The 14,976-nt window shown below is 32.8% G+C and carries 14 protein-coding genes; 5 read left to right on the forward strand and 9 right to left on the reverse strand.

Annotated elements, in window-relative coordinates; translation table 11 throughout:
• Positions 1 to 180: 180 nt before the first annotated feature.
• Complete coding sequence (locus EKM77_RS03170) at positions 181 to 2,475, reverse strand: lectin-like domain-containing protein (RefSeq protein ID WP_125592548.1); 2,295 nt, start codon at positions 2,473 to 2,475, stop codon at positions 181 to 183.
• A gap of 172 nt (positions 2,476 to 2,647) precedes the next feature.
• Positions 2,648 to 3,340: an NAD(P)H-dependent oxidoreductase gene (locus EKM77_RS03175; RefSeq protein WP_125592550.1), complete on the reverse strand. Its 693-nt coding sequence runs from the start codon at positions 3,338 to 3,340 to the stop codon at positions 2,648 to 2,650.
• Between the two features lie 161 nt (positions 3,341 to 3,501).
• Here EKM77_RS03175 and EKM77_RS03180 point away from each other — a divergent pair, with 161 nt between their 5' ends.
• Entirely contained in the window at positions 3,502 to 3,936 is a 435-nt protein-coding gene (locus EKM77_RS03180) for an ACT domain-containing protein (protein ID WP_125592552.1), read from the forward strand.
• Positions 3,937 to 4,224: 288 nt separating this feature from the next.
• Here EKM77_RS03180 and EKM77_RS03185 read toward each other — a convergent pair whose 3' ends face one another.
• The 4 genes from EKM77_RS03185 to EKM77_RS03200 all read right to left on the reverse strand — a co-directional run bounded on the left by EKM77_RS03185 (position 4,225) and on the right by EKM77_RS03200 (position 6,792).
• Positions 4,225 to 4,845 carry a LysM peptidoglycan-binding domain-containing protein gene (locus EKM77_RS03185; RefSeq protein WP_377729288.1) on the reverse strand — a complete coding sequence of 207 codons (621 nt, stop codon included), beginning with the start codon at positions 4,843 to 4,845 and terminating at the stop codon, positions 4,225 to 4,227.
• A gap of 268 nt (positions 4,846 to 5,113) precedes the next feature.
• Positions 5,114 to 5,800 carry a hypothetical protein gene (locus EKM77_RS03190; RefSeq protein ID WP_125592556.1) on the reverse strand — a complete coding sequence of 229 codons (687 nt, stop codon included), beginning with the start codon at positions 5,798 to 5,800 and terminating at the stop codon, positions 5,114 to 5,116.
• Complete coding sequence (locus EKM77_RS03195) at positions 5,793 to 6,185, reverse strand: MerR family transcriptional regulator (RefSeq protein ID WP_125592558.1); 393 nt, start codon at positions 6,183 to 6,185, stop codon at positions 5,793 to 5,795. Before EKM77_RS03195 ends, EKM77_RS03190 begins: the two co-directional genes overlap by 8 nt.
• A gap of 10 nt (positions 6,186 to 6,195) precedes the next feature.
• Complete coding sequence (locus EKM77_RS03200; RefSeq protein ID WP_125592560.1) at positions 6,196 to 6,792, reverse strand: NAD(P)H-binding protein; 597 nt, start codon at positions 6,790 to 6,792, stop codon at positions 6,196 to 6,198.
• A 136-nt stretch (positions 6,793 to 6,928) separates the two neighbouring features.
• Here EKM77_RS03200 and EKM77_RS03205 point away from each other — a divergent pair, with 136 nt between their 5' ends.
• Positions 6,929 to 7,372: a flavodoxin gene (locus EKM77_RS03205; RefSeq protein ID WP_125592562.1), complete on the forward strand. Its 444-nt coding sequence runs from the start codon at positions 6,929 to 6,931 to the stop codon at positions 7,370 to 7,372.
• A 419-nt stretch (positions 7,373 to 7,791) separates the two neighbouring features.
• Complete coding sequence (locus tag EKM77_RS03210) at positions 7,792 to 10,521, forward strand: glycoside hydrolase family 65 protein (protein ID WP_125592563.1); 2,730 nt, start codon at positions 7,792 to 7,794, stop codon at positions 10,519 to 10,521.
• Positions 10,522 to 10,578: 57 nt separating this feature from the next.
• Here EKM77_RS03210 and EKM77_RS03215 read toward each other — a convergent pair whose 3' ends face one another.
• From EKM77_RS03215 to EKM77_RS03225, 3 genes are all read right to left on the reverse strand, one after another.
• Entirely contained in the window at positions 10,579 to 11,652 is a 1,074-nt protein-coding gene (locus EKM77_RS03215) for a hypothetical protein (protein WP_125592566.1), read from the reverse strand.
• A 308-nt stretch (positions 11,653 to 11,960) separates the two neighbouring features.
• Complete coding sequence (locus tag EKM77_RS03220) at positions 11,961 to 12,302, reverse strand: MerR family transcriptional regulator (RefSeq protein ID WP_125592568.1); 342 nt, start codon at positions 12,300 to 12,302, stop codon at positions 11,961 to 11,963.
• Positions 12,303 to 12,380: 78 nt separating this feature from the next.
• Entirely contained in the window at positions 12,381 to 13,256 is an 876-nt protein-coding gene (locus EKM77_RS03225) for a LysR family transcriptional regulator (RefSeq protein ID WP_125592570.1), read from the reverse strand.
• Positions 13,257 to 13,378: 122 nt separating this feature from the next.
• Between EKM77_RS03225 and EKM77_RS03230 the strand changes: the two genes are divergently transcribed.
• Together EKM77_RS03230 and EKM77_RS03235 are read left to right on the forward strand one after the other, a co-directional pair.
• A complete protein-coding gene (locus tag EKM77_RS03230) occupies positions 13,379 to 14,314 on the forward strand; it encodes an aldo/keto reductase (RefSeq protein ID WP_125592572.1) in 936 nt (311 codons plus the stop codon).
• A 16-nt stretch (positions 14,315 to 14,330) separates the two neighbouring features.
• Positions 14,331 to 14,972 carry an SDR family oxidoreductase gene (locus EKM77_RS03235; protein ID WP_125592574.1) on the forward strand — a complete coding sequence of 214 codons (642 nt, stop codon included), beginning with the start codon at positions 14,331 to 14,333 and terminating at the stop codon, positions 14,970 to 14,972.
• The last annotated feature ends 4 nt before the right edge of the window (positions 14,973 to 14,976 follow it).

Raw genomic sequence — 14,976 nt, forward strand, 5'->3', positions numbered from 1 at the left:
AACTCAAAATTATAAATATTTTGTTATGAAATATGATCAATTAATGTATATCATAATGATTTAAAAACTTATGAAAACGAACTGAAAAAAATAAATTTAATTTGAAATATTCAATACAAAAAGAGCATCAGTAATCTAAAAAATCAGATTACTGATGCTTTTTTGTGAATAATTACTGTCTTAGATAGAGTCTGTCAAATCCCAAGTAACATCATATTTATAAGTTCCTGATTTGGCACCAGAGTCGGCCTTTAATATCATACCGTCATCACTATCCCATGTATTAGCAACTTGATAGGTATTGCCATCACTAATGAAATTTGATGGGAAGGTAGACTGGTCAGCTATTTGGACAATCGATCCATTTAAAATAGATTGACTTGAGCCATTATCATCAACATATAATAAATCACCATCAAATTTATTACTATCCGGATCTTGAATCGCACTAGTTGATAATTTCCAATTTGAGTTATCTTCATTATCAACAACATTAACTTTCCAGCTGCCATTGCGTTTGACCATTTGATCTTTACCATTAGAATGAATCGTTCTAAACGACATTTCACTATCAGCATCGATCAAGATGGGGGCTACCGTGGGTTTATTTATATTGAAAGTTATTGAATTTGAACGATTACCAGAAGAATCAGTTACATAAACTATCAGCGTATTATTACCATCATTCAAATCGGTTTTGGAAACTTTAATTGCTACTTTACCGTCAGAACCACTTGAAAGTGATTGCATTTTTTCAGAATTGTCATTGATTTTATAATGTGCTGTCACTTTTGAGTTATCCATAGACACATTTGTATCAATATACGATGCTGTAGAATCAGCCTCGATATTAGATTTTGAACTAAGATCTAAATCAGTTGTATCAGATGTTAATTTCATAGTCGTTGCCTTGATTGTAAAGCTTGGCGAATCAACATTTTTAATCAAATTCGTACCCTCAAAGGAAGCGGTTGTGGAAGCAACTTCTTTATCGACACTAGGGGTATCAGAATTAGCCACTCCTTCAACCGTTATCGTCGCACTCTTAGGCTCGCCGGATTTCAATAGGTCTTTTAAGACCTTAGTAAAACTGGCACTTGATAAATCATTTACTGAAATATCTTCACTACTTCCATCACTATACGTAATATTTCCGCCAGTATATGTCATATTATCAGGTAAATCGATTTTTGCATTGATTCCGCTCCAATCTAGTTCTCCACTCTCACGTTTTACATTGTAGACAAAACGTAAGTTGTCACCGTTATATACTTCATCGTTTGAAGAGTTTATTTCTTCTCCGGCCTGTGAATCATCGTAAGCTGTGGCAGTGGCATCACCTTCGACAAGTGAAGGAATTGATTCAAAAACAACCATATTTCGAGCATGACTAGAACCTGTACTTCCGGTAAAACCCCATAATACCTTTCCATCATTTTGTGTGAATTGTTGAGTAGAGTTTTTATAAAATTCACTGGTATCAATCGGAATATTTTTTTCTGAAATTGGCTGACGTATAACACTTAAAGAGTCATTAACAGGTTTTACTTTATCATCAAAAGTATATGATAAATGTCCAATCTGACTTCCATCAGCAGGTGGCGTATATGAGATTACAACATGATGCCACATTCCATTACTTAATTTCAAATTAGAACTTGATCCGTCATCTGGTTTATATTTAAGGCCTTGATGCAACATGCTATACCAGTATGTCTGAACATTTGAGCCTAAAAATCCTCCCATTGAAATAGAAGTTGTTTTTTGTGCATAAGTCGTCGGTTCAGCTGGATAATTATAAGCAATGTGTGAGGCGTCGCTCGCAACCTGTGACAAACTATCATCGTAACTATTACTAAAATACTTATAATTATTATCTGATGGAGTACCATTTTCAAACATCGACGATCCACCAACGCCATCATTTTTAAAAGTATCAAATTCCAATGCCCAACTATTTTGAATGGCTTTAGCTGCAACTGTATCTGTTGAGGTTCCACTTTTATAAGTATCATCAGATCCCCAAACACCCATGGTTTCACCTGCTGCTTGGTTACCTCCTGTTAATGTGGCATTTGCATTATTTCCGTAGTTTTGCAAAACAAATGCCAATCCATCACCCGGAGATGTGGATGCTCCTAAATATACCCACATTGAAAGAGTCTGTCTCTCATTCAAATTAAGATAATTCATTTTACTAGGATTTGACCAAACGTACCCTTGTTGTTTTTGGTAATCACTAGTGATTTGAACAATACTAGTATTACCATTTTTAAATGTAGTAGTATTAGCGTTATTGGTTCTAACATCACCCTTCAAAAAATAATCCCCAAAATTTAAACCCGTAGGGGCACTACTTATCGGATCATTATCAGCAACTGCTGCTTGTATTTCATTACTCTTACCAAAAAATAAACTAATTAAAATAATTGTTGAGACCATCCAAATATATCTCAACTTGACCCTATCTGACATAAGAAAATCCCTCTTTTTGCCCGTTCATTTATATCCCAATATAATAAGATAAAATCATAATACAATAACAAAAATAATATTATTATCCAATATTAGTAATGATTTATTACATAAAATGATAAAAATCATTTAACTATAAATTAATTAGCAAAAAAAGATGATTAAAGAGAAATCAGTCTTCTTCATTCTCTTTAATCATCGATAAGGTATCATTTAACTGTTCTAATTCTTCAGTGCGGTTTAAAAAGTTATCCAAAATCAATTCAACGGATCGTTCATCTGCAGTATCTGAATCTAGGCTCATTTCTTGAAGTTTTTTTTCAAACCAAATTTGCTTATTGGCTAAGGAATCTGGCATATCTTGAGTTAAATATCTTTGATAATCTATCAAAAGTTCCATCTGCATCAACTCTGTTTTATACCAAAATTGTTGTACGGTAAAAATAGGCAAGATCTTCATTTTAGCTTTATCAGCAATCGCTCTAAATGGTGTCATTAATTCATCTAATGAATAATTTTCAGCAGCACCTTTTTGATAATCCTTCAAAGGTAGTCCAGTCGTTACCACTAAACCAAACTCCTTGTCTTCTAAAGGAAAACTCTTATCACCATAAATAAAGTTCCTAGTTAAAACTGTATCTTCCCAATTTTTTAATCCACTAGGTGCTGAATACCAATAAAGTGGAAATTGAAATATTATTCGATCTGCATCAGTTAATAATTGTTGCTCCTGTTTGATATTTATTTCATTAATTTCTTCAACATGATTCCAAGTTACATTATCTAATTTAGATCCTTGATATAAAAATTGTTGTGTTTGTGAATTTTCTATCTCTGGATGAGAAACTATTATTAGCGTTTTCATTGTTCCCTCTCCTACTTATCCTAATTACTCATGAGCATAACAAAATACTAAGAAATTTTATACTATTTTATCTCTAGAGTATTTATTTTAGACTGATGTTGTAACCGTTTAAGTGATATAATTTACAATACATGTAGACGTATTAGTAGAGGAGGATTATTGTGGAAAAGTATTACATTGTAGATCGTTCTATTTTGCCGGATTCCTTTGATAAAGTCATTCAGGCACGCAACTTGTTGGAGACAGGTAAAGCTTCTAATGTTAGTGATGCTGTTAAAATGGTCAATATTAGTCGTGGTACTTACTATAAATATAAAGATCTGGTCTTTTTGCCAGATGAGAGTACCAGTGATCGTAAAGCTGTCTTTTCAATGATCCTAGATCATGAACCTGGAATTTTATCAAAAGTTTTATTGATTATCTCAGAATCAAACGCCAGTGTATTAACTATTAATCAAGATATACCTATTCATAATATGGCTAGTGTCTCCATTTCACTTGATATAAATCATATGACTGGAACTATCAATGATTTAATGGAAAAATTGCGAAGCTATGAATTTATTAGTAATGTTCAACTTATTGCCGTGGAATGACTACTTCGGCCAGGCAATGTACATTGCCATAATAACGCCAACAGTTCCTACGCAGTAAAACAGCTTGGAGACTGTGTTGCTTTTCACATGGCTGCCGGAGATCAATAAAATCAATCCGACTGAAAATATTATTGCAATAATTAAGAATTCCATAAAACACTCCTTATTATTCACTTGAAATTATTCATTGTTTTAACTCTAACGAATAAATGTGACGAAAAAGTGAATAACTTGTGGAGTTTTATGAAAAAAAAAGAACCCTCACGGGTTCTTTTTTATTATTCAAAATTAGATAACTTCAACAGTAGCTGATGTAACACCGTATGAAGGAATTTGAGCATTTGGCATAGCAACGTCTAATTGTTGAGGATTGCTATATGCAAATGTACCTGTATCATTAACTGTTCTATACATTACTGTACCGTCAGCTAAAGTGATCTTAAGTTGTGTACCCTTAGGGAATACTGAAAGGTTGGCAGCAACACCACCATAACCCATGTTTGAACCTAATACAGCTGGATCATAGAAACTGATCTTAAATGTACCGTGTGATGTACCTGTTGTACTTGATTGTGTTGTTTGTGTTTGTGTAGTATTTTGTGTTGCTTGTGGTTGTGCTTGTTCTTGTGTTTGGGCTGCTGGTGTTGTATCAGTAGCTTGTGTTGTTTGTGTTGATGTTGTATTTGTTGCTGCTTGAGCTGTTGGTAAAGTAATTGTTTCGCCAGGGAAGATCAAATCAAATCCACCGACTTCTCTTCCGTTAGCTTGTTCAAGTTCAGCAATTGATACACCGTTTGCGGCTGCAATACTCTTATATGTATCACCTGCTTCAACACTTACGTGTGTGCTGTCAATAGTTGTAGCAGCTTGGGCTGTTTTAGCAGTTGCTCCCATTGCTGTTAATGCCATAGTGCTTAATAAAGCGATTGATAATACTTTTTTCATAAATTTAATTACATCCTCATTTGTTTATTTAGCTCTTAACGCTACGAGTGATATAGTAACAGGGTTATATTACACAAATAGCATTAATAGATTACAATTTTGGAATTTTCTGTAATCTTAGTAACACAAATGAAACATTTGTTCCCGTTGATACTAGTAAATCAACTTTTACCAAAGTTAAATAATTTATGAAAATAATGATTATTTACAAAAAAAGCTTATAAAAACCTACTTATTTAAAAAAACTTTTCATTTCTAGTGCCATTTGAATCAATTCAAACGATTCTTTAAGCTGTAAATCGACTAAAGAAAATTCAATTTTATGAATTTTGCTTAATTGATATAAATCTTGAAATGCTTTAGCCGCTTTTGAGTATTCTGTAAACTTGCTAAATTCAATCTTTATTTCTTGTTTATCAAAGTTCGGTGCTTGATAAGGTTCTTCAATTAACTTATTCAAAAATCTTTTATCAAAGTCATTCCAGTCGGTTTGATAAAAATCTTCTATATTATCAAACAAGTTATGATTCAATGAACTGATAAAAGCTACTATTAATAGGTAAGTCAATTTTTTTGATAATTTAAGTTTCTGAGCTAACGCGGTTGCTAAATAAACTGCTCCCAAGTCATTTTTGAGCGGATAATTTTCTAATTGATCGATCAAAGTAAAAGCACTATCTAAATAAATACTTCCGCAAGTCTTTTCATTCATGAAGTCATCCATTGTTTCTTGTTTATAAACATAAAGATCACCTATATCGATCAAATCATCTAATGAATACTTCTTATCGCCCATTAATTTAACTAAGACCACGCCTTTATATCTTTTTAGAGCGTTTAAGATATTCTTACTGTCAGTTTGCCAAGGCATAATTAACTTATCGTGTTGCATAGCCGAGTAATAAATTTTTTTAGACATGTTCCTTATTTTCGAGCTTCTCTTCTTCAAATTTGGCTATATGACTATCATAATTATCAACTTTTTTAGTTAATCGCTTGTAAGTTGCTTGAAGGTCACTTAGCTTTTCTGCCATGATAGCTTGTTGATCAAGTAAGATCTGCTTTCTTTCAGCAATAGTTGAATCACCCTTTTGAAATAATGCTACATATTTTGACAAGGCTTCAACTGACATCCCGGCATTACGCATGCACTTAGCAAATTCGACCCAATTAATATCTTCTTCTGTAAAATCACGATAGCCAACTTCATTTCGGTTTACCTTAGGGATCAAGCCGACTTTTTCATAATATCTCAAAGTATCAGCTGTTAAATCGTATTTTTGTGCGACTTCTTTAATATTCATATCTTCTCTCCTATACTCTCGCTAATCCTAAACTTTCATTCATGTAAAGAGTTGGTTCATTAATTATTCTAGCAGCTAAATCAGCTACGCTGGTTCTTGATACCGCATGACCAACAAAAGCTTCACCTTTAAAGGTTATTTGGTAGTTAGTATCGGGATCGTCATCAAACCATCCTGGTCGTAAAATCGTATATTGAATGTCAGAAGCTTCTATTATATCGGCAGCTTTTCGATATGGTATTAAAACATCAGGAATATCATCAGCAAATCCATTTGAACTTACTTCATTATAGATGCCCATAGATGTAACAAAAACAACTCGACCGACTTTATTTTGGTCCATCGCTGCAACAACATTTTTAGCGATTTCGACTAGTTGACTATTTACACTGACAAAAACTACATCTTGATTTTCGACTACTTTATTTAAATCATCAATATTAGTGGCATCCCCAGCAACAGCTGTTTCTCTTTTCTCATCAATTTCGCCCAATTTCTCAGTGTTTCTTACGAACAAAGTTAAATGACTATCACTTGTATCTAGCAATTCTTTACGCACTAATGATCCAATGGAACCACTTGCACCAATTATTAATACATTTTCCATTCAAACCACCTCTTTACTTGTAGAATAATATAAACCTTAAAGTGTACTCTAAAGCAAGTATTTTATTTTTTTTATAAATTTTTCTTGCATTAAAATTTAATCACGAGACAATATAAGTGATAAAAGGAGGAAGATTATGAAATCTATCGTTATTTATTTTACTCAATCAGGCACGACTAAAGCTGCAGCTGAAAAAATTGCTGCTAAAACGGATTCTGATATAGTGGAAATGACCACTTCAGATGTTTATCCAGATAATTTTGACGATTTAGTTGCTAAAGCAAAAGAACAAATTGATGGAAATGAGCGTCCGGTAATTAATGAGGACTTTGATTTTTCTGATTATAAAACGATCTATTTAGGATTCCCCATTTGGTATCAACAACCACCAATGATTATTCATAGTTTCTTTGAAAAATTCGATTTGACTGACAAAACCGTTATACCTTTTATTACTAGTGGAAGTAGCAGTTTTTCTGTCTGCGAACCTTATATGAATAATATGAAGACAAATGCAAAATTAGAAAATGGCTTTAGATCTAATTCCGATTTGGAAATCGAAGAGGGATTGGCTTTATAATTCCGTCTCCAGTCGAAAAAGAAAATCACGCTGTGAGGAACGCTTGAAGTCACGGTCTTCAAGCTCGATTTTGAACTTCGCAAAGTACGCGAATTTCAAAATTCATCCTGTGCTGTAATGACGAGAAAATCACTCGTCCTAACAGCACGCCACTACGAGTTTTTCGTTTTCGACTTCCGACTAGTTCGTAATCATAAATAAATTTAAAAAATAAAGAGTGTACCAACGTTAAAAAAATACGTTGGTACACTCTTTTTGTGATTGTGGGTATTATTTAGATTTTTTCAGGTTTGAATAAATATTTTTATCAAAATTGTTTAAACAAATAATGATAAAACAGTTATAATATATTTAGAGCTAAATATGTTTAAACATATTTGCCAAGGAATTCAAATTTTATGAATTGGGAGAATATTATTATGCTGCCATTATACTTAACAGTTACTGATAAATATTTAAAGTATTCATACAAAGATAAAGATACTGAAGAATCTATCGATAAAATTTATAATCTTAATCCAGAAATAGATCTTAATGCTAATTTCAGCAATTTTAAATCTAAGGTTCCAGATTACTTTGACATTATTGTGATCATGAATCCGATCGATATTGAGATCAAAGATACTATTGTTAGTTGTGCAAACCAACCTGTTGATATCAGTATTTATATGGAAAATCTTTTCCACATCCCAACGGTAGGTATTAATGATGTTAAAAAATACAGTCTTCAAAAAGCGGCCGAAATTGAGAAAGAATATTCTGGCTGGCATTTAGATTACTTTGGAACTTACAAAGGAAAGAAACAATACGGACAGGAATCGCTTTTAACAGTTGGTAATGGTTACTTTGGCATTCGTGGTGCTTATATGGAATCTCGTGCTAGTGATGATGCTTATCCAGGTACTTATGTTGCTGGGGTCTACAATCAATTAACAACTTTCATCAACAATCAAGATATTACTAATGAAGATTTAGTCAATTTACCTAATGCTCAATATACGACGTTCAGTATTGATGATGGGGAATTTTTCAAATTAAGAGAAGAAGATATTGAAACTGTTTATCGTTCCCTTAATATGAAAAATGGAATTTTATCTACTATTATGTATATCTCCTTACAGAATGGTAAAAAGCTGAAAGTTACCACAAAAAAAATGGCGCATATGCACCATTTCCATAGTTATTCCTTACAATATACGGTCGAGCCATTAAATTTCTCTGGTAAAATCAAAATTTACACAGAAATAGATGGTGCTATTTCCAATAAAAACGTTAAAAGATATCGTACCTTGGATCATCATCATTTAAGAATCGATAAAACCGAGGTATCTGATAACTTCGCCCTACTTTTGGCCCATACTCGTAATTCGCATGTCGATATTGCTGTTAGTTCCATAATTTCATCACCAAACGAAATAGATCCAAAAATTCATTCCGATAAATCACAAGAAAAAATCGGTCAGTACATAACTTTTGATGCGAAAGAAAATAAATCCTACACACTTGAAAAAACAGTTAGTATCTATACCTCACTAGAAACTAAAGGTGATTTAATAGAAGTATTAAAAGCTAATAAATATCACCACAATTTTTCAGATGTAATCAAAAATACTACTGGCTCGTGGGATGAGATTTGGAAAAATGAATATTTAGAGATCGATGGCGATATAACATCTCAAAAATTGATCAGAATGAACGCCTATCACTTAACAATTACTGCTCATCAAAATGCCAATAAGAATCTTGATGTGTCAGTAGGATCACGTGGTCTACATGGTGAAGCTTATCGTGGACATATTTTCTGGGACGAACTTTTTGTACTGCCATATTATAATATCCACTCTCCAAAACTAGTCAAATCACTCTTAATGTATCGTTATAATCGTTTAAATGCTGCTAAGAAATATGCATCAGAAAATGGTTATCAAGGAGCTATGTATCCATGGCAAAGTGGGATGTACGGTGATGAACAATCACAATCAATTCATCTAAATCCAATAACTAATCATTGGGAACCCGATAATTCAAGAAAACAACGTCATGTTTCTTTAGCTGTTGCTTATGATGTTTTAAATTATTACAACATGTCTGATGATAAAGACTTCTTACAAGAATATGGTCTCGAAATGTTACTAAATATCGCCAAATTCTGGATCAGTTCGGCAAAATACAATGGCAAAACTAATAAATATAGTATTGAAAATGTCATGGGACCTGATGAATTTCATGAAGGCTATCCTGGTGCTAAAAATGGCGGACTTAAAAATAATGCCTATACAAATATTATGACCAGTTGGCTCTTCAAAAAAATTGAAGAAATAATTAGTAAAGAATCTTCAGCAGTTCTTCAAGAGAACTTCCGTCGGGCACACTTCTCTGATGAGGATCTTAAAAAAATGAACGTCATCAGATGTAATCTCAAACTAGAATATAGTAAAGACGAAATTTTAGGACAATTTGAAGGTTACTTCGATCTCAAATCGATCAACTTTGATTTTTATCGTCATCAATACGGAAATATCTCCCGTATGGATCGTATATTAAAAGCTGAAGGCGACTCGCCTGATAATTATCAAGTCGCTAAACAAGCTGACGCTTTAATGCCACTTTACAATTTACGACTTGAAAACTTCTTTGAAATCATGGACGATCTTGGTTATGAAATTGATGACAAAGATAAATTCATCGAAAAAAATATTCACTACTATTTAAGCCGGACTACACATGGATCAACCCTATCAAGAATCGTCTACGCAATGTTGGCTCTAAAAGTAAATGACTCTGATTTGGCTTGGAAATTATTTGATGAATCATTAACAAGTGACTATTATGATATTCAAGGTGGAACAACGGCTGAAGGAATTCACTTAGGAGTTATGGGTGCTACCTTAAATGTTGTTATCTCATCTTTTGCAGGTATCGACTATCGTGGAGACAAAATAGAAATTAATCCTAAAGTTCCCAAAAATTGGAATAGTATTAAATTCAATATGAATTTCAAAAATGTTAATTACTGTTTTTCAGTTGATCACGACAGTGTCAAAATTAAAACTGATCAAGATACTCAAGTATCGTTCCAAGGTCAGCCAGTAGATATTAAAGCGAATAAAGAACGAATCATTGATTATTCAAAGATAGCTGTAGAATAATTCACTCATAAAAAAACAGGAAGATGTGAAAAATCACAACTTCCTGTTTTTTAATTTTTAAAATTTAATTTCGTATTCAAAAGCTAATTTTTTAAAATAATCCAATTCGATGAAATCAGTGGGTCGAACATCCCCAGCATCTTTTTCAAAGAATTCTAGATTGGCAATTTTTAACATCTTATATACAAATTGGGAACAAAACATAATATTGGGCCTAAAAGAATGTTTTGCCACTAGGCCCACTAAATTATAGGCACTACCCTCACGATTTATTTCTGCAATTTTATCGATCAGTATTTGTTTTTGCTCTCTAGTTACTGGCAGACTATATATTAAAACTGAAGCGTCATCTTTTTGATGAAAATATTCAACTGCTTCAGCGTTCATCCCGGGAGGATAAACGTTATTTCCACCGTTGTAACTAATTATTGTATTAAGTTCCTTATCAAACGACAAAGAAACGTGGTTGTACTGCTTTTGTGTAAATTGTGATATCAGCTCGCTAGCAGGACTACCAGTATTAGAAACAACTATGTAAATATGTTCATCATCCAAACTATCTTTAGCAATATTAAAATAATAGTCTGTTAAACTGCCGTGATTGACGTAACGAGTTGAGCTGTGTCTAGGAATATCTTCAAGGATCGTCTTCATATGATCTATTGAGACGCTTTCTTTCATATTAGTTGCACTTTGCAGCATTGATTTGATCTTTTTTGAATTATTATGTAACTCTTCAAAACTAATTGCTGTCACATCTTCGATCGTTGGCATATAAAATTCAGTGCCATTATTTATAGTCGTAAAACGTTCAACAAAATATGGTACTCCTAATAATATCAGCGCAAAAACTTTTGAAGGATAATACATTAAACTTACATTGTGCATTGGAAAAACCGTAATAGAAATGAAAGTTATCTGAAATGCCAAAATAACGCCATATAACACGATCAAACTAGTCTTAATACGCTTTTTAAATCCCACTTTTAACCCAGTGTGAATAATTAACATTAATGCCACATAACAATAGGCAATGATCATTATCGGCAAATTGCCAAACATAAATAGACCAATTAACAATATTGTACTCATCGTTCTAGATATCTTATATTGATGCAGTAAATCATTCATACAAAAATCTCCCATTTAATAACTAGGGTTAATTGTACATGTTAAGGAATTAATAATATATATTATTTAACGTATGATGCCAATTGATTGTGAAAAAACTAGTCGGAAGAGCTGAAAAAAGAATTACTGGCAGTGAAAGTGGCGTTAGCGATTTATCGCTTACACCACCGGGCGTGTTTGGAGACTTGCCGAACTTGCAAGGCTTCAAACCGAGGTCAGAGACGCCTTTCAGGCTCTGACCGTTCCGCACTGCCAGTGATTTCTTTTTACAGCTCTGGCGACGGCATATTTAACTAACACCACAAGTATCATTTAATCTTATTCCTCAAATAATCCAATTTTTCTATTTGTTTCTCTAATAGATGTATTTTTTTTAATTTCAGATTTCTTTGTTTTTGAATAATAGTTAACAATAAGGCATTGGCCTTTTTATCTTCTTTAACCAAAGTTTTCATATATTCTTTGATCGTATCATTATCAAATCCAATATCATGCAAGGTCATTATCATGCTTAACCGATCAAGATCTTCATCATCATATTGCCAATCTCCCATTACTAACTTTACCGAATCACAAAGGTTCCACTTTTCATATTCAGATAAAACATCAATCGGAATACTGTATTTTTTACTTACTTCTTGCTTATTCATCAAAACTTCCTCCACAATACTTACATTAATATTATGAAGAGATTAAAAATATATGTCTAATACCTATTTAAAATACAATTAAATGCCTTTTAGGTATCTTTTAACAAATTCAATGAATGCTGAAGTAGTTTTAGAAAATACTTGTCCCGAAGACCATACTAAAACACTATTTAATATTGGTGATTCTTGTAAAGGAACAAAGGTTAAACCTTCATAATGATCATCTAGTTTTAAACAAATAGCCACTCCTACATCATTTTGAACAAGTTTAGAACTGTTATAAAGTAAATTATACCTAGATACTACTTTGACATCATCAGGATCAATATTTAACCAATTCATTATTTCATGGTTGATCTCACGTCTTCCAGGTAAAATCAGAGGATAATTTTTTATATCAGCAGCCGTAGCAAATTCTAAATTCGCTAATGGTGATGAATCCTTAACTAAAATCCCCCACTTTTCATCAATATCCATTCTGACGAAATCAAATCTATCGATCTGGACCGGTTCCATCAATAATCCCAGTTCCAATAAACCTTGATTCATTAAAGATTTAATGTTTTCTGAATTCCCACTAAAAATATTAAAAGACACATCTGGATGTAATTCCTGAAATGACTTGATTATCTTCGCTAACGTATCAACACTTCGTAATTCTCCGCAGCCGATAGCAATTTCACCGGATAATTCTTCATTATTATGTGAGACTTCATTTTTAGTTTTTTCTGACAAATCGATAATTTCTTGTGCTCGACGACGTAATAATAAACCATCATTAGTTAAAGCAATTTTATGTTTATTACGATCGAATAATTTAACTTCTAGTTCGTCTTCTAATTGTTTTAATTGTCTTGAAAGAGTTGGTTGAGTAATATTCAATCTCTCAGCGGCTCGCGTAATGTTCTCTTCTCTAGCCACCGCAACAAAATACTTTAAAACTCTAAGTTCCATTATTATTCCTCCACAATTAAATCTTCTATGCTTGTAAGGCATTTTTATCGATCAATTATAAGTATTGTACAACTTTAAAAGGATAAATTAAGATGAACCTATAAAAAACAGGGAGCAATTAAATGAATAATAATAATTTACCAAAAGTAGCACTAGGAACTTGGGCTTGGGGATCAAAAGATGTTTTTGGAGATTCTCTAACAACTGATGATCTTAAACCGGTAGTAAAAAAAGCCATGTCAGAGAATTTAAATCTCTGGGATACAGCAACAGCTTATGGAATGGGAATTTCTGAATCATTTGTCGGTGATTTATTAAAAGATTACAATCGTGAAGATTATCTTCTCTCAACTAAATTTACACCACAAATTGCAGACAACAGTGAATATCCCGTTAAAAATATGTTAGAAGAAAGTCTTAAAAGACTTCATACAGATTATATCGATATTTATTGGATCCATAATCCCGCAGACGTCAAAAAATGGACTCCACAACTAATACCATTAGTTAAAAGTGGCAAGATCAAACGTGTTGGTGTCTCTAACCACAACCTTGCAGAAATAAAATTAGCTGATAGCATTCTTCAAAAAGAAGGTATTCATATTTCAGCCGTTCAAAATCACTTTAGCTTGTTATATCGTTCATCAGAAGAGTCAGGGATTATTAAATATTGCAATGATAATAATATTGATTTCTTTTCATATATGGTTTTGGAACAAGGTGCTTTAAATGGTAAATACAACACCAATAATCCTTTACCAAAAGGAAGTTCAAGAGCCGACAAGTACAACAAAATGTTGCCTGAATTAGAAGCTCTAACTGATGAACTTAAAAAGATCGGTCAAAAATATTCAGCCAGTGCCGCTCAAATTGCTGAAGCATGGGCAATTAATAAGAGTACTTTACCAATTATTGGTGTCACAAAAGAAAAATACATTGATGAAACTAAAAAAGCCGCTTCAATTACTTTAACAACTGAAGAAATAGCTGAACTAGAATCACTCGCTGATGCAACAAACGTTGAAACAAAAGGTTCTTGGGAAAAATACATGAATTAAAAAGGAGAAAATTCTTATGTCAAAAATTTTAATTGTTGGAGCACACGGTCAAACTGCTAGAATAGTAATCGATCGAATAATTTCAGAAACAGATGATTCATTAGTTTTATTTTTAAGAAATAGTTCACGTCTTAATGAATACGACAATAATAGTCGAGTTGAACTAATAGATGGCGATGTTTTAAATACCGACAGCTTAGTAAGCGCGATGAAAAATGTTGATATTGTTTACTCTAATGTCGGCGGTACCGATTTAGCAAAACAAACTGCAAGTATCCTTGAAGCAATGACAAAATCAAATAAAAAACGTTTGATCTTTATCAGCTCGCTTGGTGCATATCACGAAGTTCCTGGAAAATTTGGAGAGTGGAATGAACAAGCAATTGCCGCATACTTGCCTGGTTTTAGAGAATCAGCTAAATTGATCGAAAATTCAAATACTGAATACACAATGATCCGTCCCGCTTGGATGAGTAATAAAGATGAGATCGATTACGAGACTACTCAAAAAGGTGAACCCTTCAAAGGTACTGAAGTATCACGTAAGAGTATTGCTGACTTTGTAATGGAACTATTGAGTGATCCTACTCAACATATCGATGAAAGTATCGGATTAAATAAACCAAATACCGATGGCGATAAACCAGAATGGATCTAATTAA

Origin of the sequence: Companilactobacillus baiquanensis, from assembly GCF_003946605.1 — a bacterium.
In the GTDB taxonomy this organism is placed as follows: Bacteria; Bacillota; Bacilli; order Lactobacillales; family Lactobacillaceae; genus Companilactobacillus; species Companilactobacillus baiquanensis.